The sequence below is a fragment of the Brevundimonas sp. P2_A6 genome (assembly GCF_056404975.1).
Genome location: NZ_JBFUCZ010000007.1, coordinates 70,640 through 92,362, shown reverse-complemented (window position 1 = coordinate 92,362; position 21,723 = coordinate 70,640). Strand labels below are relative to the sequence as shown.

Below are 21,723 nucleotides of genomic sequence, written 5' to 3'. Positions count from 1 at the left end.
TTACAGTCTGAAGGCGCAGGCTCCCCAGGTCAGGCCGCCGCCCATGGCTTCCAGCAGGACCAGATCGCCGCGCTTGATTCGCCCGTCGCGAATGGCCGTATCCAGCGCCAGCGGGATCGATGCGGCCGAGGTGTTGGCGTGCATCGCCACGGTCGAGATGACCTTATGCTCGTCCAGCCCCAGCCGGTCGCCCACGCCCTTGATGATCCGCTGATTGGCCTGGTGCGGCACGAACCAGTCGACCTCCGGCACCGTGATGCCGGAGGCCGCGCAGGCCGCCGTGATGGCCTCCGCGATATTGACGACGGCATGACGGAACACCTGGTTGCCGAGCATCCGCAGATGTCCAACGGTACCGGTGCTCGATGGCCCGCCATCGACATACAGCAGATCGGTCTTGGTCCCATCCGAACGGAGAGCGAACCCGAGCAGACCCTGATCGGCCGACGTCCCTTGCCCTTCGCGCGGCTCCACCACGATTGCACCGGCTCCATCCCCGAACAGGACGCAGGTTGTCCGGTCGGTCCAGTCCATCAGCCGGGTCATCTCCTCGGCCCCGATGACCAGGGCGCATTTGGCCAGGCCGCGCGCCACGAAGCCGTCGGCGACGCTCAGCGCATAGACGAAGCCGGAACAGACGGCCTGGACATCGAAGGCGATGCAGACCGGCGCGCCAAGCTTTCGCTGCACGATAGACGCGGTCGCCGGAAACGTCATGTCGGGCGTCGTGGTGGCCACGATGATCATGTCGACATCTGCCGCCGTGCGTCCCGCGTCCGCCAGGGCCCGGCGCGCCGCCTCGGCGGCCAGGTCGCTGGTCGGTTCATCGTCGCGTGCCTTGTGACGCTGGCGGATGCCGGTCCGCTCGATGATCCACTCGTCCGAGGTATCGACGGTCCTCGAAAGTTCCTCGTTGGTGACGACCTGTTCCGGCAGATAGGAGCCGACGCCGGTCACGGCGCTGCGGATGACGCTCACGATACGGTCTCTTCTCGCGGGGAGGCGGAAACAGGGGGGAGGTTGTCGAGCACGGTGCCGAGGCGACCCAGATTGGCCCCCACGGTCTTCATATAGTCGCTCCGGGCCAGATCGACAGCGATGCGGATGGCATTCCCGAACCCCTTGGCGTCGGCCCCGCCGTGACTCTTCACGACAATGCCGTTCAGGCCCAGCAAGGGTCCTCCGTTGATGGCGCTGGGATCGATCTTCTGGGCCATGGCCTTGAGGGCCGGCATGGCGATCAAGGCCCCTGCCTTGGCCTGAAGGCTGGAGGTCAAAGCCTCCTTCAGCAGGGCGGAGATGAACCGCGCCACGCCTTCGGCGGTCTTGAGCGCGATGTTGCCGGTGAAGCCGTCGGTGACCACCACGTCGACCGTGCCTTTGGCGATGTCGTCGCCCTCGACGAACCCATGATAGTTGAGGCCCAGGCCGCTCTCGCGCAGGATCCGCGACGCTTCGCGAACCTCCTCGTGGCCCTTGATGTCCTCGGACCCGACATTGAGAATCCCGACCGTGGGCCGATCCACCCCGTGGACCGCCCGGTGGAACGCCTCGCCCATGATGGCGAACTCGATCAGCTGCTCCGCATCGCTCTCGATATTGGCGCCCACGTCCAGCACCGCCGTGACGCCCCGCAGGGTCGGCCAGCTGGCGACGATCGCCGGCCGCTCCAGACCGGGCGCCGCCATCCGCAGGATCAACTTGGAAATCGCCATCAAGGCACCGGTGTTGCCGGCCGACACGACGGCACCCGCCTCACCCGTCTTCACCGCCTCGATGGCATTCCACAAGCTGGAACCCTTGCCCCGACGCATCGCCTGGGCCGGTTTTTCATCGGAGGCGATTTTCTTGTCGGTGTGGCGCACATCGCAGATCCCGGCAGCCACGTTTAGCCGGGTCATCTCGGCCCGGATCGCATCCTCGTCGCCGTGCAGCTGGAACCGAACACCCTCGCCTCCGTGGCGACGGATGTAGTCCCGGATACCGCCGACGACGACGGGTGGGCCGTGGTCGCCACCCATGGCGTCCAGAGAGATCAGCGTGGGGGCTGGCAAGGGCTCGTTCGCTCCGGGCGCGGCGTCAGGGCGGCGCTCATCTTGTATGCGTCAGGATACCGCCGCGCCGGACGGATGCAATCGCCTCGACGCCAGGTCAGGATTTTCCGTCGTCGTCCGGACGTTTGAAGGCCTTCAGCACCGCGAACGGAGAGATTTCGGCCGGTTCCTCGGGCTGGACGAACTCGGCGCCGGGCTTTCTCGGAAAGGGATCGAGCGCCAGGGCGAACTGTTCCACCGCGTATTGCCCCAGATCGATTCGGCCGTCCTCGATGACGTCGGGCGCATCGTCGTCCAGCGACACCTCCACCTCGACGTCGTCCGGCTCGCGCGCGCCGGCTTCGACCAGGTCGATGGAAAAGCGCTCATCGATCTCGACCGGCAAGGACTCCAGCGTGATGCCGCAAACCTGCTCGGCGATGGCCATAACCCGACCGGACAGGGTCCAGCCGGCGCGCCACGGCATGACGCCGATATCGGCTTCAAGGCTGGTCAGGCTGGCCAGGTCCAGCGCACGAACGATACGTGCCCGCGCCGCCTCGTCGGGAACCAGATGGCGGTTCAGACCGGCACCGATCTCGTTGATCCGCACCACTTCGCTGAAAGGCAGTGTCCGTTCCGGGTTCATGCCGCGATCTCCGGCCAGCGTGGGGCGGTCAGCACCGCGTCCATCGGCTGGCTCGCCAGATGCGCGCGCGCCGCCAGGGCGTAGTCGGCCAGGGCACGCGCCACGGTGGCATCCGACTGCTCATAGACATTGCGGGCGAGACCAAACGCCAGCGCATCGGCATCCCCGGCGCTGATCGCTGGCTCATAGGCGGTCATCCGGCCGTAGAGGGCCTCGCCCAGCTTGCGCATCTTCTTGGCCATGGTGACGTCGTGGACGCCCAGTTCGCGCAGGGAGTTGTCAAGCGCCGACACATAGACGTCGAAAAGGTCCTGGCCGGCCTCCGCCCCGGCCTGCGTGTTCGGCGCAGCCTCCTCGCGCAGGCGCATGACCAGCAGCAGGACATGCAGCGTATACAGCTCGAATCGCGCATCGATCTCGTCGCTGACGCTCAGGTCGCGGTAGAATCCCGGCTGCCGGGCCTGCGCGACCGCGGCCTCATACAGGGCCAGGCCGGGACGGGTGCGCTCGCGCGATCGGAACAGGTTCTTCAGCATGGTCAGCGGCCCCTTTTCTGCCGCGCCGTTGAACTAGGACGCGGGTCCGGTTAGGTCAAAGACCTTGTTTCGTCGCAGGCGCCCGCTCCATGCATAAAATCGTCGCTCGTCTGGCTGTCGTTTCGGCCCTCGCCGCGTTCGCCGGGGCCTGTGCGCCCGTGGTCGGCCTGCAGGGATTTCAGGTCGTCGACGTCAAGCCCGCGGACATGAAGGTCGGCGAGGACACCAAGGAAACCGTCGTCGCACAACTGGGTTCCCCTTCTGCGGTGTCCACGTTCGAGGACAACATCTGGTATTACATTTCCCAGACGACCGAGCGGTACACCTATAATCAGCCTCAGGTGTCGCAGCGCACGGTGACGGCCATCACCTTCAATGAAGCCGACGACAAGGTCGCCGAGGTCCGCAGCCTGGGTCTGGAGGATGGTCAGCAGATCGCCATGGAACGTCGCGAGACCCCGACCCGCGGCCGTCAGCTGACGGTGCTGGAGCAACTGCTCGGCAACGTCGGCCGCGGCCAGTTGCCCCGCACGGACGAGGACGTCCCGGGCCAGCGCCGTCCGGACTAGGTTCCTCGGCCGCACAAAGAAAAGGCCCCGGAGAGCGATCTCCGGGGCCTTTTCTTTTTGTCTCCTCTCCGTCGCCTAGCGATTGGGAGGTGGCAGCGCGCTCTTGCGAGCTGACGGAGGGGTTCGTCGCGCATAAAAAAAACCCCTCCGTCTCTCCGCTACGCTTCGAGCCTTGAGGATCGGCTCGTATACGAGCCGACCGCAAGCCCCGTTCGCCAAGCGGCGAACAGGGAGGAGGCTTGTTCGATCAGCCGACCGACCCGCTCGCCAGCACCGCCAGCAGCAGCAGCGCCACGATGTTGGTGATCTTGATCATCGGGTTCACCGCTGGACCGGACGTATCCTTGTAGGGATCGCCGACCGTATCGCCGGTCACTGCGGCCTTGTGCGCCTCGGAGCCCTTGCCGTGGACGACGCCGTTCTTGTCGGTGAAACCTTCCTCGATCACCTTCTTGGCGTTGTCCCAGGCCCCGCCGCCGGAGGTCATCGAGATGGCCACGAACAGGCCGGTCACGATCACGCCCATCAGCATGGCGCCGAGTGACGCGAACGCATTGGCCTTGTCCGAGATGAACAGAATGGCCACGAACAGGACGATCGGCGACAGCACCGGCAACAGCGACGGCACGATCATCTCGCGGATCGCCGCCTTCGTCAGGATGTCGACGGCCCGGCCGTACTCCGGCTTGACCTGATAGGTCATGATGCCGGGGTTCTCGCGGAACTGGCGACGCACTTCCGCCACGACGGCCTCGGCCGCGCGCCCCACGGCCATCATCGACATACCCCCGAACAGGAACGGCAGCAGCCCCCCGAACAGCAGGCCGACGACGACATAGGGGTTGGTCAGGTCGAACGTCACCGCGCCCATGTTGGCAAAGAACGGATAGTCCGCCGGATTGGCCGCGAAATACTGCAGGTCCGACGTATAGGCCGCGAACAGCACCAGCGCGCCCAGGCCCGCCGATCCGATCGCATAGCCCTTGGTCACGGCCTTGGTGGTGTTGCCCACCGCGTCCAGGGCATCGGTGACGTGACGCACATCCGCCGGAAGCCCCGCCATTTCCGCGATACCGCCGGCGTTGTCGGTCACGGGACCAAAGGCGTCCAGCGCCACGATCATCCCCGCCACGCCCAGCATGGTCGTGGTGGCGATGGCGATGCCGAACAGACCCGCCAGCTGGAAGCTGACGATGATGCCGACGATGATCGTCAGGGCCGGCAGGGCGGTCGCCTCCAACGAGACGGCCAGGCCCTGGATCACGTTCGTGCCGTGGCCCGAAACCGAGGCATTGGCCACCGAGCGCACGGGACGGAAGTTCGAGCCCGTGTAGTATTCCGTCACCACCACGATGGCGGCGGTCACGGCCAGACCCACCAGACCCGACAGGAAAAGGCTCATCGGCGCGATCTGCAGGCCGCCCGTGGTCACGACCGGACCGGTCACCAGGGTGTTGATGACCCAGTACACCGCCCCGATGGACAGGACACCGGTCACGATGAGACCCTGATACAGGGCCCCCATGATGTTCTGGCTCTTGCCCAGACGCACGAAGAACGACCCGATGATCGAGGTCACGATGCAGATGCCGCAGATCGCCAGCGGCAGCAGCATCATCACGTCAACATAGGGCTGGCCGCGGAAAAAGATGGCCGCCAGCACCATGGTGGCGACCGTGGTCACCGCATAGGTCTCGAACAGGTCGGCGGCCATGCCGGCGCAGTCGCCGACGTTGTCGCCGACGTTGTCGGCGATGGTCGCGGCGTTGCGGGGATCATCCTCGGGAATACCGGCCTCGACCTTGCCCACCATGTCGCCGCCCACGTCGGCGCCCTTGGTGAAGATGCCGCCGCCCAGCCGCGCGAAGATGGAGATCAGCGAGGCCCCGAAGCCCAGAGCGACCAGCCCATCGATGACCTCGCGCCCCGTGGCCTCCAGGCCCAGCACCTGGGTCAGCACAGCATAGTAGCCCGCGACGCCCAGCAGGGCCCCGCCGGCCACGAACATGCCGGTGATGGCGCCCGAGCGGAATGCGAGATCCAGCCCTTTCGACAGGCTCTGCGACGCGGCATGCGCGGTGCGGACGTTCGCTCGCACCGAGATCAGCATGCCGGCGAACCCGGCCAGACCCGACAGCACGGCTCCGATCACGAACCCGATCGCGGCGTATGGCCCGATCAGCAGATAGGCGGCGATCAGGATGACCACGCCGACCATCCCGATGGTCGTATATTGCCGGTTCAGATAGGCGGAGGCCCCTTCCTGAATGGCGGCGGCGATCTCTCTCATCTTGTCGTTGCCGGTTTCGGCCTTCATCAGGCTGGCCGTCTGGACGAGCCCGTAAAGGACCCCCAGCGCACCGGCGGCTATCACTAGCCACAGATAGTTCGTCATTGGCGTTTCCATACCTAGAGCATTAGGCGCGCGGACCCTTGGCGCGGCGGGCGTTATCGCCTCTGTCCGCCTTCCGGTCCCCCCGTGCGCAGTCTGGACGCATCAGCGCGTCCCGCGGGAATTGCGGCCGAACCGTGCCAAATGCGTCGAACCGACGCAACCGGCCATTTCAGTGAAGGCGGGCTTTTCAGGCCCGACGCATGCCCGTGCGCCGACGCGGTGTCTGCAGCGCGACCTCGGCGCGGGCGATCGATCCCGCACCGGAGATGCGCGGTGCGACCCGCATCAACATGGCGCTGACCGCCGCCGAGTCGATGACGGTCCAGTCGTCGGGCATGACGAAGGGTGTCGCGTGCGCCGCCTTGACCAGGGCGTCACGATAATAGGGCTCCTTGGCCCGCATCTGCTCGGGCGTCTGGCCCGCGCCCAGGGTCAGCCGGATCGTGACGAAAATGTAGTTGCGAATCCGTCCATCGACGATGATCGGCAGGCCGACCCCGGCGATGTTCAGCGAGGGATTGCCGGTCGGCTCATCTGAGGACGCCGCCGCCGATCCCGCGGCGGTCGCGGCGATGGCCAGGGTTCCGAGCGCGAAGAGATCTCTGCGAAGCATGAGCCTCAATTGCGCACGGACCGATTAGGATTCCGTTTCAGTCGTGCGTCCAGCCCGCTCGACGGACCGTTACCGACTGCCCCAGATAGCGGACCGTGACGCCGCTGCCGGCCACGACCTCTCCGATCCGTGTCAGCCGCAGATGCAGGCGATCCGCCTCCTTCTTGAGCGTGCCTTCGTCCAGCGGATGGACGGTCAGGGCGATCTCGTAATCGTCGCCCCCACTGGCGAGGGTCTCCAGCGCCGCCAGCGGATCTATGCGCGCGTCCAACCATGCCCTTCCCGCTGCTGACACCGGCGTCGCCTCCAGATCGAGCACGATCCCGACCCCGCTGGACCCCGCGACATGTCCGAGATCCGCGATCAGCCCGTCAGAAATGTCCACGGTCGCCGTCGGCAGGCCTCTGATCGCAAGACCAAAGTCGAGCCGCGGTACCGGGCGACGATAATGCTCAGCCAGCGCCGTCACGCGCTCCGGTTCCAGCGCCAACCGCCCCTGTGCGGCTTGAAGGCCCAGCCAACCGTCCCCGATGGTGCCGGTGACATAGATCGCGTGTCCCGGCTTCGCCCCCGACCGCGCGACGGCCTGCCCCTTCGGAACCCAGCCGAGCATGGTCACCGAAAACGACGCCGGCCCCGGTGTCGAGACTGTGTCGCCTCCCAATAGACTAATGCCGAATGCGTGCTGGTCCACCTTCAGCCCGGCCGCGAAGGCCTCCCGTTCGGGCCAGCCGCAGCGCGGCGACCAGTGGCAGGCCAGCAGATATCCGAACGGCTCGGCCCCCTTGGCCGCCAGGTCCGACAGGTTCACCCGCAACAGCTTCTGCGCCACCTGATCCAGCGGGTCGTCGGGCAGGAAATGCACCCCCTCGACGATCGCGTCCTTGGTCAGAACCAGGTCGAACCCGACACGCGACGGCAGCACCGCCACGTCGTCCATCAGGCCGCGCGCATAGTCGGGGTGCGCCAGCGGAACCAGCAGCTTGCGGATCGTCTCGAACTCGCCCGCAGCGTCGAGCGCGCCCATTCTCCTAGGCCTGGGGGCGCACGTCGCGGGCCACGCCGTCCAGCGCGGCGTTGACGAACTTGGCCTCCGCCTCGTCGAAGAAGGCCTTGGCCAGCTCGACATATTCGTCGATCACGATCTCTTTCGGCACATCGGTCTTGTGCGCCAACTCCCATGCCCCGCAGCGCAGGAGCGCCCGCAGAGTCGCGTCCAAGCGCTCCAGCCGCCAGTTGGACGCCAGTCGCGCCTTTACAGAGGCGTCGATCTCGCGCTGGCTGTGGATCACACCGCGCACCACGTCGGCGAAATAAGCCTCGTCCGCCTCGGCCAGCGGCTCGCCTTCGATATCCGCATCGAACCGGTGGTTGGAGAACTCGGTGATGACGGTCTCCACCCCCTCCCCGGCCAGTTCCATCTGATAAAGGGCCTGGACCGCGGCCAGACGGGCCACCGTGCGCGCGCGCCGCTGACGGCTGGTCAGTTGTGGCTCGGCCTGGGCGCGTTCGTTCTCGGCCAGCTGCGCCAGCACGGCCTGGATGGAGTTGGGTTCGGTCATGCGCCGAGCCCTAGGCGCAATCGCTTCTTCAAGGCAATCAGATCCAGACACGCGCGGGCCGCCCCGCCCCCCTTGTCGCCTTCGGAAGCCTTGGCCCGCGCCCAGGCCTGGGCCTCGTCCTCAACGGTCAGGATGCCGTTGCCGATGATCAGGCCTCGCACGCCCAACTGCATGATCCCGGCCGCCGACTGATCCGAGACGATCTCGAAATGATAGGTTTCGCCCCGGATCACACAGCCCAGCGCGACGTAGCCGTCATAGCGCGGCGCCGTTGGATACTTTCCGGCCTCCTGAGCCAGGGCGATGGCCGGCGGAACTTCCAGCGCGCCGGGCACCGTGACCACGTCGAATGCCACGCCCTGCGCCGCCAGCGCGTCTTTCGCGCCTTCCAGCAAGGCATCGGCCAGTTCGTCATAGAAGCGCGCCTCGACGATCAGCACGCGGATGGGTTCGCTCAGGATTGGTCTTCTCCGTCCATGTCACGCCAGCCGACGATGCGCAGGCCATAGCCTTCGATGGCGGCGGGTTCGGGTCGCGTCGAGGACATGACGATCATGTCCCTGACGCCGAGATCCAGCAGGATCTGCGCCCCGACGCCATAATTGCGCAGCGATCGATCGATCGCCGCCGGCCTGTCCACGCCCGCCAGCCGCTCGGCCAGTCCCTGCAAGGCGGGATCGCGCAGGAAGACGACGACGCCGGGACCATCATGCCTCGTGATCGTCTTGAGAGCGTCGGGAATATAGCTCTGGCGTTCCTCGACATGGCCCAGCAGGTCGGCGGCGAAATCGACCTGGTGCATCCGCACCAGGGTCGGCTTGTCTGGATCGATGCGGCCGTGGACAAGGGCGACGTGTTCGGCCCCCTCGATCGTGTTCCGGTACAGCATCAACCGGAACGGACCGCCATGAACGCTCTCGAACGGCTGGTCCATCACCCGCTCGACAAAGCGTTCTGTGCGACGGCGATAGGCGATCAGATCGGCGATGGTCCCGATCTTCAGCCCATGCAGCTGGGCGAACCCGATCAGGTCGGGCAGCCGCGCCATGGTGCCGTCCTCGTTCATGATCTCGCAGATCACGCCCGCCGGCGTCAGACCCGCCATCCGGCTGATGTCCACGGCGGCCTCGGTATGGCCGGTCCGGACCAGAACCCCGCCATCCCGCGCCACAAGCGGAAACACATGGCCGGGCGAGACGATATCGTCAGCCGTCTTGGTCGGATCCGAGGCGACCTGAACGGTCCGCGCGCGATCCGCCGCGCTGATGCCGGTCGTCACGCCTTCGGCCGCCTCGATGGAGACGGTGAAAGCCGTCGTCATGCTCTCGCGGTTCTCGGCGGCCATGGGCGGCAGGCGCAGCTGCTTGGCCCGCTCCGCTGTGATGGCCAGGCAGATCAGGCCGCGCGCGTGGCGGGCCATGAAGTTGATCTGATCGGGCGTGGCGAACTGGGCGGGGATGATGACGTCGCCCTCGTTCTCCCGGTCCTCGGCATCGACCAGGATGTAGGGCCGCCCGTTGCGGGCGTCTTCCAGGATGTCCTCGATCGGACTGATGGGGCTCTCGGGGCTATTGGCGACCAGATGCATCATGCCGTCTCCTGCCACCGCGCGAGGTATCGCGCCAGCATGTCGATCTCCAGATTGACCGGATCGCCGACCTTCAGCCGACCCAACGTCGTCGCCTCCCAGGTGTGCGGAATGATGTTCAGACCGAACCGCTGACCCTCAACGCTGTTCACGGTCAGCGACACCCCGTCCACCGTGATCGACCCCTTGGCCGCGATGAACCGGTGCAGTGGCGCGGGAGCCTCGATCGTCAGGCGATGCGAGCCCCCCTCCGGTGTGATCTCGATCACCGTGCCCAGCCCATCGACGTGGCCGGAGACAATATGCCCGCCCAGTTCGTCACCGACCTTCGTCGCCCGCTCCAGATTGACCGGCGTGCCCGCGGCCCAGGCACCCAGCGTCGTCTTGTCCAGCGTCTCGCCCGACACCTCGACCGCGAACCAGCGCTCGCCCTTCTCGACCACGGTCAGACAGCAGCCCGCATGGCTGATCGACGCGCCCAGGTCGATGCCGGACACATCCCAGCGCGTATCGATCTCATAGCGGCGATCCCTGGCCGTCTGGGCGACCGAGCGGACGCGGCCGATGTCGGTGATAATTCCGGTGAACACGGGTCAGACTCTCTCGTAGCGTTCCCACAGGTCGTCACCCATGGGCTCCGCCGCAAGGCGCCGGTAGCGCGGCGCATGCGCCAGTCGTGCAAGAGCCAGCGCCGCCACGCCCGGACGTCCGTCGCCGCCCAGCAGGATCGGGGCGCGGAACCACTCGATAGCATCGACCACACCCGCCGTGACGAAACAGGCCGCGACCCGTCCGCCGCCCTCGATCATCAGCGACCGGATGCCGCGCTGCGACAGGGTCTCCAGCACGGCATCCACCGTGGGACGGCCCTGGCTGTCACTTGCTACGCGGACGATTTCGGCCTCTCCGATGGCGATCGGCTCACGCGTCGTCAGGATCAGCGTGCCCGCCTTGGCCAGTCGCGCGAAAGACGGCGTGCGCAGGCGACTGTCCAGCACGACCCGCAGCGGATCGGGCCCGCTCTCGCCCTCGAGCAGCCGCACGGTCAGCCTCGGGTCATCGGCCAGCACCGTCTCGACCCCGACCAGCACCGCGTCGTGCGCCGCGCGCAGCCGGTGCCCCTGCTCGCGCGCCTGCGGGCCGGTGATCCATTGGCTCTCGCCCGTCGATGTGCCGATACGCCCGTCCAGCGACGTGGCGACCTTCCAGGTGACGCGCGGTCTCATCAGGCCCTCGACGGTCCCTGATCGTCGTCCAGACCCTCATCGCCCAGGAAGCGCGCGAAATCCCCCGTCGCCCGGAAGTCCTTGTAGACCGAGGCATAGCGGACATAGGCCACCTCATCGACGCCCTTCAGCGCCTTCATGATGAAGTCACCGACGACGCTGGACGGGATTTCCGTCTCACCCAGGCTCTCCAGCTGTCGCACGATGCGGCTCACCATCTGCTCGACCTGCTCGGGCTGGATGGGCCGTTTTCTCAGCGCGATGGCCAGCGACCGCTCCAGCTTGTCCCGGTCGAACGGCGTGCGCCGCCCGTTGCGCTTCAGGATCACCAGCTCGCGCAGTTGCACCCGCTCGAAGGTGGTGAAGCGCCCGTTGCAGTTGGGACAGGACCGGCGACGACGGATGGCCGCGCCGTCGTCCGACGGGCGGCTGTCCTTCACCTGGCTGTCCATGTTGCCGCAGAACGGGCACTTCATGCGTGGTGCCTATCCGTAGATCGGGAAGCGGCCGGTCAGTTCGCGCACCTTGCCCGCGACCTCGGCGATGACGGCCGGATCGGCTTCGTCTCCCCCGTTCATCGATGACACTACATCGGCGATCCAGTGCCCGACCTGCTGGAACTCGGCGACGCCAAAGCCCCTCGTCGTTCCCGCCGGCGTCCCCAGACGCACACCCGAGGTCACGGTAAAGGGCGCGGTGTCAAACGGCACGCCGTTCTTGTTGCAGGTCATCAGGGCGTGTTCGAGCTGCAGCTCGGTCGCCTTGCCAGTCACGGCCTTGGGCCGCAGATCGACCAGCATCAGATGGCTGTCGGTGCCGCCTGACACGATCGCCAGCCCCCGCTCGACCAGCACGGCCGCCAGCGCCTGGGCGTTCAGCACGACCTGTTTGGCATAGGCCTTGAACTCGGGCTTCAGCGCCTCGCCGAAGGCCACGGCCTTGGCCGCGATCACATGCTCCAGCGGCCCGCCCTGCAGGCCCGGGAACACGGCCGAGTTGATCTTCTTGCCGATCTCCACATCGTTGGACAGGATCAGGCCACCGCGCGGCCCGCGCAGGGTCTTGTGCGTCGTCGTCGTCACGACGTGGGCATGCGGCACCGGGTTCGGATACACGCCGCCCGCCACCAGACCCGCATAGTGGGCCATGTCGACCATCAGGTATGCGCCCACGCTGTCGGCGATCTCGCGGAACCGGGCGAAGTCGATATGGCGGCTATAGGCCGATGCCCCTGCCACGATCAGCTTGGGCTTTTCCTTCAGCGCCATTTCGGCGACGTGGTCATAGTCGATCAGGTGGGTGTCCTCGGTCACCTTGTAGGTCACCGGACGAAACCACTTGCCCGACTGGTTGGCCGGACTGCCGTGCGTCAGATGCCCGCCACAGGCCAGGTCCATGCCCAGGAAGGTATCGCCGGGCTGGAGCAGGGCGAAGAACACCGCCTGGTTGGCTTGCGCCCCCGAGTGTGGCTGCACATTGGCGAAGGCCGCGCCGAACAGCTGTTTCGCCCGCTCGCGCGCCAGATCCTCGGTCACATCGACGTATTCGCAGCCGCCGTAGTAACGACGACCCGGATACCCTTCCGCGTATTTGTTGGTCAGCACCGACCCTTGCGCCTCCAGCACCGCCTTGGAGACGATGTTCTCGGACGCGATCAGCTCGATCTGTTCCTGCTGGCGATGAAGTTCGCCTGAGATGGCGTTGAAGACGTCGGGATCGCTCTGCGCCAGGCCGCGCGAGAAATAGGCGTCGTGGATGAAATGAGCGGTCACGGGCGGCATCCGGGCTGACGGAACGGGAGGCGCTCTATCTAGTCCCGCGCAGGCTTAGCCACAACATCTTGTGTCGAGACGCGACGATCGGCTCAAACCCGCTTCATCCGCATCGCCGACCAGTCGGAGTCCACGGCGATCTGGCTGACGGTATCCAGACCCCAGTCCGGCACCCGGTCGTGGATCCGGTTGCGATTCAGGTCGCCCGCGAGTGGAGAGGTCAGCTTGGGATAGGCGACCCACAGGATCGCACCCGCCTTCATCCTAGACACGGCGTTCGGAACGGAGGCCTCGAAGCGATCCCTGTCAGGACAAAAGAGCAGCACCACGTCGGCGTCATCCACGCCGGCTGTCGCAGCCCCAGCCAGGCCATCGATACCCGTCGGCGCATCGATGAGGGCCAAGGTACGCACCCCCTTGAGCTGCAATCGTTCGAGAACCGGCTTGTCACTCATTTCGAAAGCATACGCCGCAACTTGCGCACCGCCAGCCCCTCGACGGCCTTGGGCTCCGCCGCCGGACCAACCGCCGTGGCCTCCACCCCCGTGGCGACGTGGACGGCGGTGACTTTCAAATAGACGCCGTTCCGAACGGCCTCGACGATGATCTCGCCGAGGTCCTCGGGCATCAGGCCGCGACCGGCATCCGTGCGACGTTGCAGTGGGTCCACAGCTTGTCCATGGCGTCCACCAGCTTGTCCATCATGCCGTCGTCGTGGTTCGGAGAGGGCGTGAAGCGCAGGCGCTCAGTCCCCTTGGGCACGGTCGGATAGTTGATGGGCTGGACATAGATGCCGTGGTCTTCCAGCAGCATGTCGGAGATCATCTTGGCGTGGACGGGGTTGCCGACGAACACCGGCACGATGTGGCTCTCGGACGGCATGACCGGGATGCCGGCCTCGGCGAAGCGGCGCTTCAGCGTCTCGGCCCGCTCCTGGTGCGCCGCGCGCAGTTCGGGATGGGTCTTCAGATGGCGCACGGAGGCCAAGGCCCCCGCCGTCAATGCGGGCGGCAGCGACGTCGTGAAGATGAAACCGGCGGCCCAGCTGCGCACCGCGTCCACGATCACGGCGTTCGCGGCGATGTATCCGCCCATGACTCCGATGGCCTTGCCCAGGGTGCATTCGACGATGTCGATCCCGTCCAGCACGCCATCCCGCTCCGCCACGCCCGCACCGGTCGCGCCGTATAGGCCCACCGCGTGGACTTCATCGAGATAGGTCAGGGCGCCGTATTTCTTCGCCAGGGCGATCGTCCCGGCCAGGTCGGCGATGTCGCCGTCCATCGAATAGACGCTCTCGAACGCGATCAGCTTGGGCGCATCGGCTGGCGCGGCGGCCAAAAGTTGCTCCAGATGCGTCAGGTCATTGTGCAGGAAGACATGCCGCTCGCAGCCGCCGTTGCGGATACCTGCGATCATCGAGGCGTGGTTCAGGCTGTCGGAGAAGATGATCAGCCCGGGCAGAATACGCTGCAGCGTCGTCAGCGTCGCCTCATTGGCGACATAGCCCGAGGTGAACAGAAGCGCCGCTTCTTTCTGGTGCCAGGCCGCAAGCTCGGCTTCCAGGTCGACGGCGGATCGCGTCGTGCCGCTGATGTTCCGCGTCCCGCCGGCCCCGGCTCCAACGGCGTCCAGCTCGGCCTGCATGGCCTCCAGCACGACGGGGTTCTGGCCCATGCCGAGATAGTCGTTGGAGCACCAGATCACGCAGTCCTGCTGCGATCCGTCATCGAGTCGACGCACGGCCTTGGGAAATTGCCCGCGAACACGCTTCAGGTCGGCGAAGACGCGATAGCGCCCCTCGTCCTTGACCTGATCGACGGCGGACTGGAAGGCGGAGGTGTAATCGAACACGGGGACGGCTTTCGCGTGGCGTCGGAAACGGCGCGGTGATGCGCCGATGACACTCCAAAGTCCACACGCGGGGCAAGGCGAAATCGTCGCAAGCCCTTAATCGATAACGGTTCTCATCTAGGACCTGGGCAACTCGTCCAGCTTGCCGCGCAGCATCTGCAGGATGCCCGAGAAGTCGCGCCCGCCGTAGCCCAGCCGGTCGAACAACTGGAACAGCGCTTCCGACTGCGCGCCCAGCGGGGTCGAGGCCCCCGACTTCGCCGCCGCGTCCTGCGCCAGCTTCAGATCTTTCAGCATCATCGCCGTGGCGAATCCGCCGTCGTAGTTCCGGTTCGACGGCGCGGTCGGCACCGGACCGGGCCAGGGGTAGTAGGTCGTCACCGACCAGCTCTGGCCCGACGACTTGGCCGCGATGTCGAAGAACTTGACCGGGTCCAGCCCCAGCTTCTCGGCCAAGGCGATCGCCTCGCACGTCCCCAGCATGGTGATGCCCAGGATCATGTTGTTGCAGATCTTGGCCGCCTGCCCGGCCCCATGGTCCCCGGCGCGGAACGTCGCCCGGCTCATGGGCTCCAGCGCCGCCTCGATGCGGGGAAAGTCCGCCTCGTCGCACCCGACCATGAAGGCCAGGGTCCCGGCATCCGCCGCCATCGTCCCGCCCGACACCGGCGCATCGGCGAAGGCATAGCCGCCCTCCTTCGCCAGGCCGGCGACCTTTCGTGCCGTCTCCACGTCGATCGTCGAGCAGTCCAGCAACAGGGCCGACGACGGCGCGACCCCGATGATCTGTTCCGAATAGACCTTCAGCACATGCGGCCCGGCGGGCAGCATGGTGATGACCACATCGGCGTCCTGAACGGCATGGGCCACGGAGGCGACGGGGGTGCAGCCCGCCCCCTTTGCCCGGTCCAGCGCCGCCGCCGACAGGTCGAAGGCCGCCACGGCATGCCCGACCCTGGCCTGGTTCGCGGCCATGCCGCCGCCCATGTTGCCCAGTCCGATGAAGGCGACCTTGCTGGTCATGACGTCTCTCCCGAAAGCGGTTTTTCTTTCGGGTTAGCCCCTCGCCCCGTCGCCCGCCAGAGCGTCAGGCCGGTTTTCTGAAGCGAAGCATGAACTGGTCCGTATGACCCCGGATCGCGCCGTCGAATACATTGGACGTGTGAGGGTCTGCGGGATTCCTCAACGCGTCGCTCTCGCCGTCCAGCACGAACCCCGCCGCCTCGACCTCACGCTTCACGTCGGCCGGGTCGATCCGATGCAGGCTGTCCGCTGCCTCAAGACCCGCGCCCGGCGACGCCGCATGATCGACGATGACATAAAGCCCGCCCGGCTTCAGCGAGGCGAACACCGCCGCGTTCACCTTGGCCGCCGTGTCCGCCGGAAACGGCTTCAGATGCAGATCGTGATAGTTCTGGGCGGTGAAGATCAGGTCCATCCCGGCCGGAAACTCCGGTGCCCCGATCGGCGAGCGGATGGCCGAGACGTTCTCCATCGCATCGGCGGCCGCGATCGCGTCGGCATAGCTGGCCTGAAAGCCGATGAACTCGGCCGGCTGCCAGGCGACGACCTCGCCCTCGGCTCCAACCGCGCTGGCGAACACGCGGGTGAAGTATCCGCCGCCTATGATCATGTCGCCGATCGTCTGGCCGGGCTCCACCTCGGCGAAGGCGAGCGTCTCGGCTGTCTTGCGCGCTTCATCGCGAGCACGATCCGCCTCGGGCCGACTGGTGTCGGACATCACGGAGGCATAGTCGGACGCCTGCTGCGGCGCGGGCGCGAACGCCCCGACGGAGAACAGGACGGCGGCCGAGACGGCCCAGATCACGGAACGGCGCATGACAATCTCCCTCGCGCTCTCGCGGCGCTGAGGCCGGAGACTACCGCCGTAAGGGTACGGCGTCAGCCCGGCTTCTTGAACCGCATCACGAACTGGTCGGTCCGGCCCCGGATCGCCTCGTCGAAGACCGACAGGCTGTGGTCGTCCTCGGGGTTGCGAACGACATCGGTCTCTCCGTCGAAGACGAAGCCCGCCGCCTCGACCTGGGCCCGCAGCGAAGAGGCCTCGATCCTGTGCAGCGTCCCGACGACCGACGTCCCGGCCCCCGGCGCGGCCTGATGGTCCAGGATGACATACAGCCCGCCGGGCTTCAGCGCCTTGAACACGGCCTCGTTCATCTTCGCCACATCGACGCCGAACCGGTCGATGACGAAGTCATGGTATTCCTGGCCCATGAAGACCACGTCCAGCGGCTCGGGGAAGTTCATGTCCTCCAGCGCGCCCGTGACCCGCGTCACGTTCGGATAGTCGGTCGCCAGGGTGTCGCCATACCCATTCTCCCGCGCAGCGGTCTGGTTCGGCACGAAGGCATAGACCCGGCCCTCGGGGCCAACGGCGCGGGCGAACAGGCGGCTGAAATAGCCCTCCTCCGGCCGCACGTCAGCGATCCGCTCGCCCCCCTGGATCTCGGCGAAGGCCAGCATCTCGGCCGGCTTCCTCAACGGATCGCGCGCAACCTCGGTCGCGGGGCGCAATGGGTCGGCGATGGCCAGGGCATAGTCCTGCACGACCGCCGACGGCCGATCGTCCGGATCGGTCGCCGTCTGGGTCGCGCAGGCCGAGGTGGCCGCCATCAGGGCCAGGGCGGAGACGGCGAGCAGGGTCGATTTCAGCATGGAGTGATCCTCGAACAGCGGTTGATCCACTTACGCGCAAGGTCGCGCCGGGATGCAAGCCGCATCAGTCCAGCGGTGTCCATTCCTCGCCCTCCGGCAGGGGCGCGAACAGGGCCTCGATCACGGCGTCATCGACCTCGGCCAGGGTCGCGGGCGACCACTGCGGCGCATTGTCCTTGTCCACGATCACGGCCCTAACGCCCTCCTGGAAGTCGTGGGTCCGCACGATTCGGCCACCGAGGCGGTATTCCATGGTCATGTTGTCGGCGAACGACGCCATCCGCGCGCCCTGCCGCAGCTGGCGCAGGGTGACCTTCAGCGACTGCGGCGAGCGCGTCTTCAGGATCGTCAGCTGCGCCAGCGGCCACTCGCCGCCGTCCGCCTCCAGCGCCGCGAAGACCGTCTCGACCGTGTCATGTCCGAACTGCGGGATCAGAATGCCCGGCGCGGGGACGATGGGATCGCCGCCTGTCGCCAACCCGTTCAGGGCCGACAGCCCCTCCGCGATCAAGGCCGCCTTCAGGGCCTCCACCTTGTCGCTCTCGACGAAGTGCGTCGCCACGCCCGCCGCGACCGTGTCCCGGCCCTTCAGCCGCGCGCCGGTCAGGGCCAACCAGGTCCCTAGTTCCGGCTCCGGCAGGCGCGGCAGAAACCAGCCACCGCCTACGTCGGGGAACAGGCCGATGCCCGTCTCCGGCATGGCGAAGGTCGTCCGCTCGGTCGCGATCCGCACGTCGGCGGGCATGGAGATGCCGACCCCGCCACCCATGACGATCCCGTCGATCACCGCAACCACCGTCTTGGGATAGCGAAACAGCAGATCGTTCAGCCGGTACTCGGCATGGAAGAAGGCCTTCGCCTCGACCGCATCCCTGGCCCCACTCTCGGCGATCATCCGGATGTCGCCTCCGGCGCAGAACCCCCGCTCGCCGGCATGGTCGATCAGCACCGACCGGACCGCGTCGTTGTTGCTCCAGTCCAGCAGCGCCGCCGTCATGATCTGGCACATGCCCAGGTTCAGCGCATGCAGCGCCCGGGGCCGGTTCAGGATGATACGCCCGACGCCATTCTCGACGCGGGTCAGGACTTCGGGTTCGCTCACTGCCGCATCATCTCCCGCGCGGTGATGACCCGCATGATCTCGTTGGTGCCTTCCAGGATGCGGTGGACGCGCAGGTCTCGCACGATGCGCTCCAGCGGATAGTCCTTCAGATAGCCGTATCCGCCGTGCAGCTGCAGCGCCTGGTCCGCGATGTCGAAACAGGCATCGGTCGCCATCCGCTTGGCCATGGCGCACCACTTCGTCTTCTCGGGGTGGTTGGTGTCCAGCGCCCAGGCACCGCGCAGCACCATCAGCCGCGCCGCCTCCAGCGCCGTCGCCATGTCGGCCAGCTTGAACTGGGTATTCTGGAACTCGGCCAGCGCCTTGCCGAACTGCTTGCGGCTGGCGACGTAGGTTTGCGCCGTCTCCAGCGCCAGACGCGCCCCGCCGATTGAACAGGCCGCGATGTTCAGCCGCCCGCCGTCCAGCCCCATCATCGCATAGCGGAACCCGTCGCCCTCCTTGCCCAACAGGTTGGCGGCCGGCACGCGGCAGTCGTCGAATTGAACCATGGCGGTGGGCTGGCTGTTCCAGCCCATCTTCTTCTCCTGCGCGCCGAACGACAGGCCTGGCGTGTCCTTGTCGATGACGAAGGCGCTGATGCCCTTGGGCCCTGCCTCCCCCGTCCGCGCCATGACGACATAGACGTCCGACGTCCCGGCGCCCGAGATGAAGGCCTTGGACCCGTTCAGCACCCAGCCATCACCGTCGTTGGTCGCCGTCGTCCGCATGGCCGCCGCGTCCGATCCCGACCCCGGCTCCGTCAGGCAGTAGGACGCGATCAGCTCCATCGTCGTCAGTCTGGGCACGTAGCGCGCCCGCAGGTCGTCCGACCCGAACCGGTCGATCATCCAGGTCGCCATGTTATGGATCGAGATGAAGGCCGCCGTCGAGACGTCGCCGCGCGACAGTTCCTCGAAGATCACCGCCGCCTCGACCCGGCCCAGCGCCATGCCGCCATGTTCCTCACCGGTGTAGATGGCCGCGAACCCCGTCTCGGCCGCGCGCCGCATCACATCGACGGGGAAATGCTTGGTCTCGTCCCATTCGGCTGAACGGGGGGCCAGCTCGGCGTCGGCAAAGGCGCGCGCCGCGTCCTGAATGGCGCGCTGGTCTTCGGTAAGGGCGAAATCCATGGGGTCTCCTGGGACGGTCGTTTTCTTGGGCTTCTAGCCCAAGCTGCGCGAAAGCGAACCCCTCTCCCCAAGGGCGAACGGCCGCGTCTATAAGCGTCCCATGACCCTGCCCTTCGCGCCCGCTCCCTATCCGCTCGCCCGCCCGCGTCGCCTGCGAAGCCAGCCGTGGATCCGTCGCCTGGTCGCGGAGACCACCCTGACCCCGTCCGACCTGGTCTGGCCGCTGATCGTCCACGACGGAGCCGAGGATCGCGTGCCCGTCGCCTCCATGCCCGGCGTCTTCCGCCTGTCTCCCAAGGCAGCCGCCGCCGCCGCCGTCGAGGCGCGCGAACTGGGCATCGCCATGGTCGCTCTGTTCCCCAACGTGGACGCGTCGATGAAGGACACGGTCGGCACCGGCGCCACCGATCCCGATGGTCTGATCCCCGACTGCATCAAGGCCATCAAGGACGCGGCGCCCGAGGTCGGCGTCATGACCGACGTGGCGCTGGACTGCTACACCGACCACGGCCACGACGGCGTGCTGGAGGACGGCCGGATCGTCAACGACACGACGCTGGAGCGTCTGGCCGAACAGGCCTTCATCCATGCCCATGCCGGGGCCGACGTCGTCGCCCCGTCCGACATGATGGACGGCCGGGTCCAGGCGATCCGCGAGGCGCTGGAGGCCAACGGTTTCCACGACACCCTGATCCTGTCTTACGCCGCAAAATTCGCCTCGGCCTTCTACGGCCCCTACCGCGACGCGGTCGGCACGGCCAAACAGCTCAGCGGCGACAAGAAGACCTATCAGATGGATTACGCCAACGCCGACGAGGCCCTGAAGGAGGTCGCCATGGACATCGCCGAGGGGGCCGACATGGTCATGGTCAAGCCCGGCATGCCCTATCTGGACATCGTCCGCGCCGTGTCATCGACCTTCCGCATCCCGACCTTCGCCTATCAGGTCAGCGGCGAATACGCGATGATGCAGGCCTCCATCGCCAACGGCTGGCTGGACCAGGACCGCGCCATCCTGGAGACCCTCCACGGGTTCAAGCGCGCTGGCTGCGCGGGCGTGCTCAGCTATTTCGCGCCCCAGGCGGCGCGGCTGCTTGGGGCCTGACAGAAAAGCTTCACCTTACCGCGCTTGACCCGACCGATCGTCGTTCGGCAAAAGGTTAACGCAATAGCGACGGGGGCGATCGTGGGCTTTCTGGGTTTCGGCCGGCGCAAGCACCGCGCCATGGATGTCTCCGCCGCGACCTCGCCGATCGCCGAACCACCCGTCGTGAACGAGCCCATCGCGCCATCAAGCGAGGTGCCGCCGGGCGTCGATGAACCTGCCGCCGAGGCGCTCCCCTTCGAAATTGCCGCATCGAAGTCGACGCCGGAAGAGCCGCTCCCCGAACCGTCTCGACCGACCCCTGACGAGGCTCTGCGACTTATAAAGGACGGCAACGACGCCTTCGTCAGCGGCACGACCAGCCTGGGCCATGTCACCGCCCATGATCTGGAGCCCCTTGTGGGCGGCCAGCACCCCATCGCGGTCATCGTCGGCTGCGCCGACAGCCGTACGCCGCCGACCATCCTGTTCAACCAGGGCCTGGGTCGGCTGTTCATCATCCGGGTGGCCGGCAACACCGTCGATGGACGCGGCCTCGCCTCCGTCGTCTATGCCGTCAAGCACCTGCACTGTCCCCTCGTTGTGGTCATGGGCCACAGCGGCTGCGGGGCCGTCGCGGCGGCCGAGGCGATCGTCGACGGCGCGCCCCTGGACCCCTCGCTGGAGGAGATGATCACGCCCATCATCCCCGCCGTCCTCGCCGCGCGCCGCAAGTCTCCCGCCGATCCCGCCTATGCCGCCGTCGAGGAAAACGCCCGCTGGGTCGCCGAAAAACTGGCTTCAGCCGACAGCAACCTCGCCGATGCGGTCGCCGCCGGCACGGTCAAAATCGTCGCGGCCGTCAAGGACATGGCCACCGGCCGTGTCGCCTTCCTGGATTGACGCCGGGCGGGCGAGACTTAGGCTG

Annotated in this window: 24 protein-coding genes and 1 pseudogene; 3 read left to right on the top strand and 22 right to left on the bottom strand. The window is 66.8% G+C overall.

Annotation, left to right across the window (positions count from 1 at the left end; genetic code table 11):
* From AC1DW4_RS14510 to AC1DW4_RS14495, 4 genes are all read right to left on the bottom strand, one after another.
* Window positions 1–978 carry a beta-ketoacyl-ACP synthase III gene (locus tag AC1DW4_RS14510; protein WP_477017967.1) on the bottom strand — a complete coding sequence of 326 codons (978 nt, stop codon included), beginning with the start codon at window positions 976–978 and terminating at the stop codon, window positions 1–3.
* Window positions 975–2,021: a phosphate acyltransferase PlsX gene (gene plsX, locus AC1DW4_RS14505; RefSeq protein WP_477017996.1), complete on the bottom strand. Its 1,047-nt coding sequence runs from the start codon at window positions 2,019–2,021 to the stop codon at window positions 975–977. Before plsX ends, AC1DW4_RS14510 begins: the two co-directional genes overlap by 4 nt.
* A gap of 130 nt (window positions 2,022–2,151) precedes the next feature.
* The gene (locus AC1DW4_RS14500; protein WP_477017966.1) at window positions 2,152–2,682 is read right to left on the bottom strand and encodes a YceD family protein; all 531 of its coding nucleotides are present in this window, start codon (window positions 2,680–2,682) and stop codon (window positions 2,152–2,154) included.
* The gene (locus tag AC1DW4_RS14495; protein WP_477017965.1) at window positions 2,679–3,218 is read right to left on the bottom strand and encodes a ubiquinol-cytochrome C chaperone family protein; all 540 of its coding nucleotides are present in this window, start codon (window positions 3,216–3,218) and stop codon (window positions 2,679–2,681) included. Before AC1DW4_RS14495 ends, AC1DW4_RS14500 begins: the two co-directional genes overlap by 4 nt.
* An 89-nt stretch (window positions 3,219–3,307) precedes the next feature.
* On the opposite strand from AC1DW4_RS14495, the gene AC1DW4_RS14490 reads away from it, so the two are divergent.
* Window positions 3,308–3,787: an outer membrane protein assembly factor BamE gene (locus AC1DW4_RS14490; protein WP_477017964.1), complete on the top strand. Its 480-nt coding sequence runs from the start codon at window positions 3,308–3,310 to the stop codon at window positions 3,785–3,787.
* Between the two features lie 247 nt (window positions 3,788–4,034).
* Here the strand turns inward: AC1DW4_RS14490 and AC1DW4_RS14485 are convergent, their stop codons facing one another.
* The 18 genes and pseudogenes from AC1DW4_RS14485 to AC1DW4_RS14400 all read right to left on the bottom strand — a co-directional run bounded on the left by AC1DW4_RS14485 (window position 4,035) and on the right by AC1DW4_RS14400 (window position 19,711).
* Entirely contained in the window at window positions 4,035–6,182 is a 2,148-nt protein-coding gene (locus tag AC1DW4_RS14485; protein WP_477017963.1) for a sodium-translocating pyrophosphatase, read from the bottom strand.
* A gap of 187 nt (window positions 6,183–6,369) precedes the next feature.
* Window positions 6,370–6,795: a hypothetical protein gene (locus AC1DW4_RS14480; RefSeq protein ID WP_477017962.1), complete on the bottom strand. Its 426-nt coding sequence runs from the start codon at window positions 6,793–6,795 to the stop codon at window positions 6,370–6,372.
* A 37-nt stretch (window positions 6,796–6,832) separates the two neighbouring features.
* Window positions 6,833–7,822, bottom strand: coding sequence for a thiamine-phosphate kinase (gene thiL / locus AC1DW4_RS14475; protein ID WP_477017961.1), 990 nt, complete (start codon window positions 7,820–7,822; stop codon window positions 6,833–6,835).
* Between the two features lie 4 nt (window positions 7,823–7,826).
* Window positions 7,827–8,357, bottom strand: a complete 531-nt coding sequence (gene nusB, locus AC1DW4_RS14470; RefSeq protein ID WP_477017960.1) for a transcription antitermination factor NusB — start codon at window positions 8,355–8,357, stop codon at window positions 7,827–7,829.
* On the bottom strand, window positions 8,354–8,797 hold the full coding sequence (gene ribH / locus AC1DW4_RS14465; RefSeq protein WP_477017959.1) for a 6,7-dimethyl-8-ribityllumazine synthase: 444 nt from the start codon (window positions 8,795–8,797) through the stop codon (window positions 8,354–8,356). Before ribH ends, nusB begins: the two co-directional genes overlap by 4 nt.
* A gap of 14 nt (window positions 8,798–8,811) precedes the next feature.
* Window positions 8,812–9,945, bottom strand: a complete 1,134-nt coding sequence (gene ribB / locus AC1DW4_RS14460) for a 3,4-dihydroxy-2-butanone-4-phosphate synthase (protein WP_477017995.1) — start codon at window positions 9,943–9,945, stop codon at window positions 8,812–8,814.
* Window positions 9,945–10,535: a riboflavin synthase gene (locus AC1DW4_RS14455; protein WP_477017958.1), complete on the bottom strand. Its 591-nt coding sequence runs from the start codon at window positions 10,533–10,535 to the stop codon at window positions 9,945–9,947. The genes ribB and AC1DW4_RS14455 overlap by 1 nt, the downstream gene beginning before the upstream one ends.
* A 3-nt stretch (window positions 10,536–10,538) precedes the next feature.
* The gene (locus tag AC1DW4_RS14450; protein WP_477017957.1) at window positions 10,539–11,171 is read right to left on the bottom strand and encodes a RibD family protein; all 633 of its coding nucleotides are present in this window, start codon (window positions 11,169–11,171) and stop codon (window positions 10,539–10,541) included.
* The gene (gene nrdR / locus AC1DW4_RS14445) at window positions 11,171–11,647 is read right to left on the bottom strand and encodes a transcriptional regulator NrdR (RefSeq protein ID WP_477017956.1); all 477 of its coding nucleotides are present in this window, start codon (window positions 11,645–11,647) and stop codon (window positions 11,171–11,173) included. Before nrdR ends, AC1DW4_RS14450 begins: the two co-directional genes overlap by 1 nt.
* A gap of 9 nt (window positions 11,648–11,656) precedes the next feature.
* Window positions 11,657–12,952, bottom strand: a complete 1,296-nt coding sequence (gene glyA / locus AC1DW4_RS14440; RefSeq protein ID WP_477017955.1) for a serine hydroxymethyltransferase — start codon at window positions 12,950–12,952, stop codon at window positions 11,657–11,659.
* 83 nt (window positions 12,953–13,035) lie between these two features.
* Entirely contained in the window at window positions 13,036–13,398 is a 363-nt protein-coding gene (locus tag AC1DW4_RS14435; protein WP_477017954.1) for a DUF3052 family protein, read from the bottom strand.
* The gene (locus tag AC1DW4_RS14430; RefSeq protein ID WP_477017953.1) at window positions 13,395–13,571 is read right to left on the bottom strand and encodes a DUF6898 family protein; all 177 of its coding nucleotides are present in this window, start codon (window positions 13,569–13,571) and stop codon (window positions 13,395–13,397) included. Before AC1DW4_RS14430 ends, AC1DW4_RS14435 begins: the two co-directional genes overlap by 4 nt.
* On the bottom strand, window positions 13,571–14,797 hold the full coding sequence (hemA, locus tag AC1DW4_RS14425) for a 5-aminolevulinate synthase (RefSeq protein ID WP_477017952.1): 1,227 nt from the start codon (window positions 14,795–14,797) through the stop codon (window positions 13,571–13,573). The genes AC1DW4_RS14430 and hemA overlap by 1 nt, the downstream gene beginning before the upstream one ends.
* A gap of 117 nt (window positions 14,798–14,914) precedes the next feature.
* Window positions 14,915–15,835 (bottom strand): annotated as a pseudogene (gene mmsB, locus AC1DW4_RS14420) (3-hydroxyisobutyrate dehydrogenase); the annotation flags it as partial.
* A gap of 49 nt (window positions 15,836–15,884) precedes the next feature.
* Window positions 15,885–16,637 carry a class I SAM-dependent methyltransferase gene (locus AC1DW4_RS14415; protein ID WP_477017951.1) on the bottom strand — a complete coding sequence of 251 codons (753 nt, stop codon included), beginning with the start codon at window positions 16,635–16,637 and terminating at the stop codon, window positions 15,885–15,887.
* 62 nt (window positions 16,638–16,699) lie between these two features.
* Window positions 16,700–17,473 carry a class I SAM-dependent methyltransferase gene (locus AC1DW4_RS14410; RefSeq protein WP_477017950.1) on the bottom strand — a complete coding sequence of 258 codons (774 nt, stop codon included), beginning with the start codon at window positions 17,471–17,473 and terminating at the stop codon, window positions 16,700–16,702.
* A gap of 64 nt (window positions 17,474–17,537) precedes the next feature.
* The gene (locus tag AC1DW4_RS14405; protein ID WP_477017949.1) at window positions 17,538–18,575 is read right to left on the bottom strand and encodes an enoyl-CoA hydratase/isomerase family protein; all 1,038 of its coding nucleotides are present in this window, start codon (window positions 18,573–18,575) and stop codon (window positions 17,538–17,540) included.
* Window positions 18,572–19,711, bottom strand: a complete 1,140-nt coding sequence (locus AC1DW4_RS14400; protein ID WP_477017948.1) for an acyl-CoA dehydrogenase family protein — start codon at window positions 19,709–19,711, stop codon at window positions 18,572–18,574. The genes AC1DW4_RS14405 and AC1DW4_RS14400 overlap by 4 nt, the downstream gene beginning before the upstream one ends.
* A gap of 100 nt (window positions 19,712–19,811) precedes the next feature.
* Between AC1DW4_RS14400 and hemB the strand changes: the two genes are divergently transcribed.
* Complete coding sequence (hemB, locus tag AC1DW4_RS14395; protein WP_477017947.1) at window positions 19,812–20,816, top strand: porphobilinogen synthase; 1,005 nt, start codon at window positions 19,812–19,814, stop codon at window positions 20,814–20,816.
* 81 nt (window positions 20,817–20,897) lie between these two features.
* On the top strand, window positions 20,898–21,698 hold the full coding sequence (locus AC1DW4_RS14390) for a carbonic anhydrase (protein ID WP_477017946.1): 801 nt from the start codon (window positions 20,898–20,900) through the stop codon (window positions 21,696–21,698).
* Window positions 21,699–21,723: the final 25 nt, after the last annotated feature.

Excerpts from the sequence above, each read along its gene's own strand:
- plsX (WP_477017996.1), bottom strand. The coding sequence starts at position 2,021 with ATGGGTGGCGACCACGGCCCACCCGTCGTCGTCGGCGGTATCCGGGAC.
- AC1DW4_RS14500 (WP_477017966.1), bottom strand. The coding sequence starts at position 2,682 with ATGAACCCGGAACGGACACTGCCTTTCAGCGAAGTGGTGCGGATCAAC.
- AC1DW4_RS14495 (WP_477017965.1), bottom strand. The coding sequence starts at position 3,218 with ATGCTGAAGAACCTGTTCCGATCGCGCGAGCGCACCCGTCCCGGCCTG.
- AC1DW4_RS14490 (WP_477017964.1), top strand. The coding sequence starts at position 3,308 with ATGCATAAAATCGTCGCTCGTCTGGCTGTCGTTTCGGCCCTCGCCGCG.
- AC1DW4_RS14485 (WP_477017963.1), bottom strand. The coding sequence starts at position 6,182 with ATGACGAACTATCTGTGGCTAGTGATAGCCGCCGGTGCGCTGGGGGTC.
- AC1DW4_RS14480 (WP_477017962.1), bottom strand. The coding sequence starts at position 6,795 with ATGCTTCGCAGAGATCTCTTCGCGCTCGGAACCCTGGCCATCGCCGCG.
- thiL (WP_477017961.1), bottom strand. The coding sequence starts at position 7,822 with ATGGGCGCGCTCGACGCTGCGGGCGAGTTCGAGACGATCCGCAAGCTG.
- nusB (WP_477017960.1), bottom strand. The coding sequence starts at position 8,357 with ATGACCGAACCCAACTCCATCCAGGCCGTGCTGGCGCAGCTGGCCGAG.
- ribB (WP_477017995.1), bottom strand. The coding sequence starts at position 9,945 with ATGCATCTGGTCGCCAATAGCCCCGAGAGCCCCATCAGTCCGATCGAG.
- AC1DW4_RS14450 (WP_477017957.1), bottom strand. The coding sequence starts at position 11,171 with ATGAGACCGCGCGTCACCTGGAAGGTCGCCACGTCGCTGGACGGGCGT.
- nrdR (WP_477017956.1), bottom strand. The coding sequence starts at position 11,647 with ATGAAGTGCCCGTTCTGCGGCAACATGGACAGCCAGGTGAAGGACAGC.
- glyA (WP_477017955.1), bottom strand. The coding sequence starts at position 12,952 with ATGCCGCCCGTGACCGCTCATTTCATCCACGACGCCTATTTCTCGCGC.
- AC1DW4_RS14435 (WP_477017954.1), bottom strand. The coding sequence starts at position 13,398 with ATGAGTGACAAGCCGGTTCTCGAACGATTGCAGCTCAAGGGGGTGCGT.
- AC1DW4_RS14430 (WP_477017953.1), bottom strand. The coding sequence starts at position 13,571 with ATGCCCGAGGACCTCGGCGAGATCATCGTCGAGGCCGTTCGGAACGGC.
- AC1DW4_RS14415 (WP_477017951.1), bottom strand. The coding sequence starts at position 16,637 with ATGCGCCGTTCCGTGATCTGGGCCGTCTCGGCCGCCGTCCTGTTCTCC.
- AC1DW4_RS14410 (WP_477017950.1), bottom strand. The coding sequence starts at position 17,473 with ATGCTGAAATCGACCCTGCTCGCCGTCTCCGCCCTGGCCCTGATGGCG.
- AC1DW4_RS14400 (WP_477017948.1), bottom strand. The coding sequence starts at position 19,711 with ATGGATTTCGCCCTTACCGAAGACCAGCGCGCCATTCAGGACGCGGCG.
- hemB (WP_477017947.1), top strand. The coding sequence starts at position 19,812 with ATGACCCTGCCCTTCGCGCCCGCTCCCTATCCGCTCGCCCGCCCGCGT.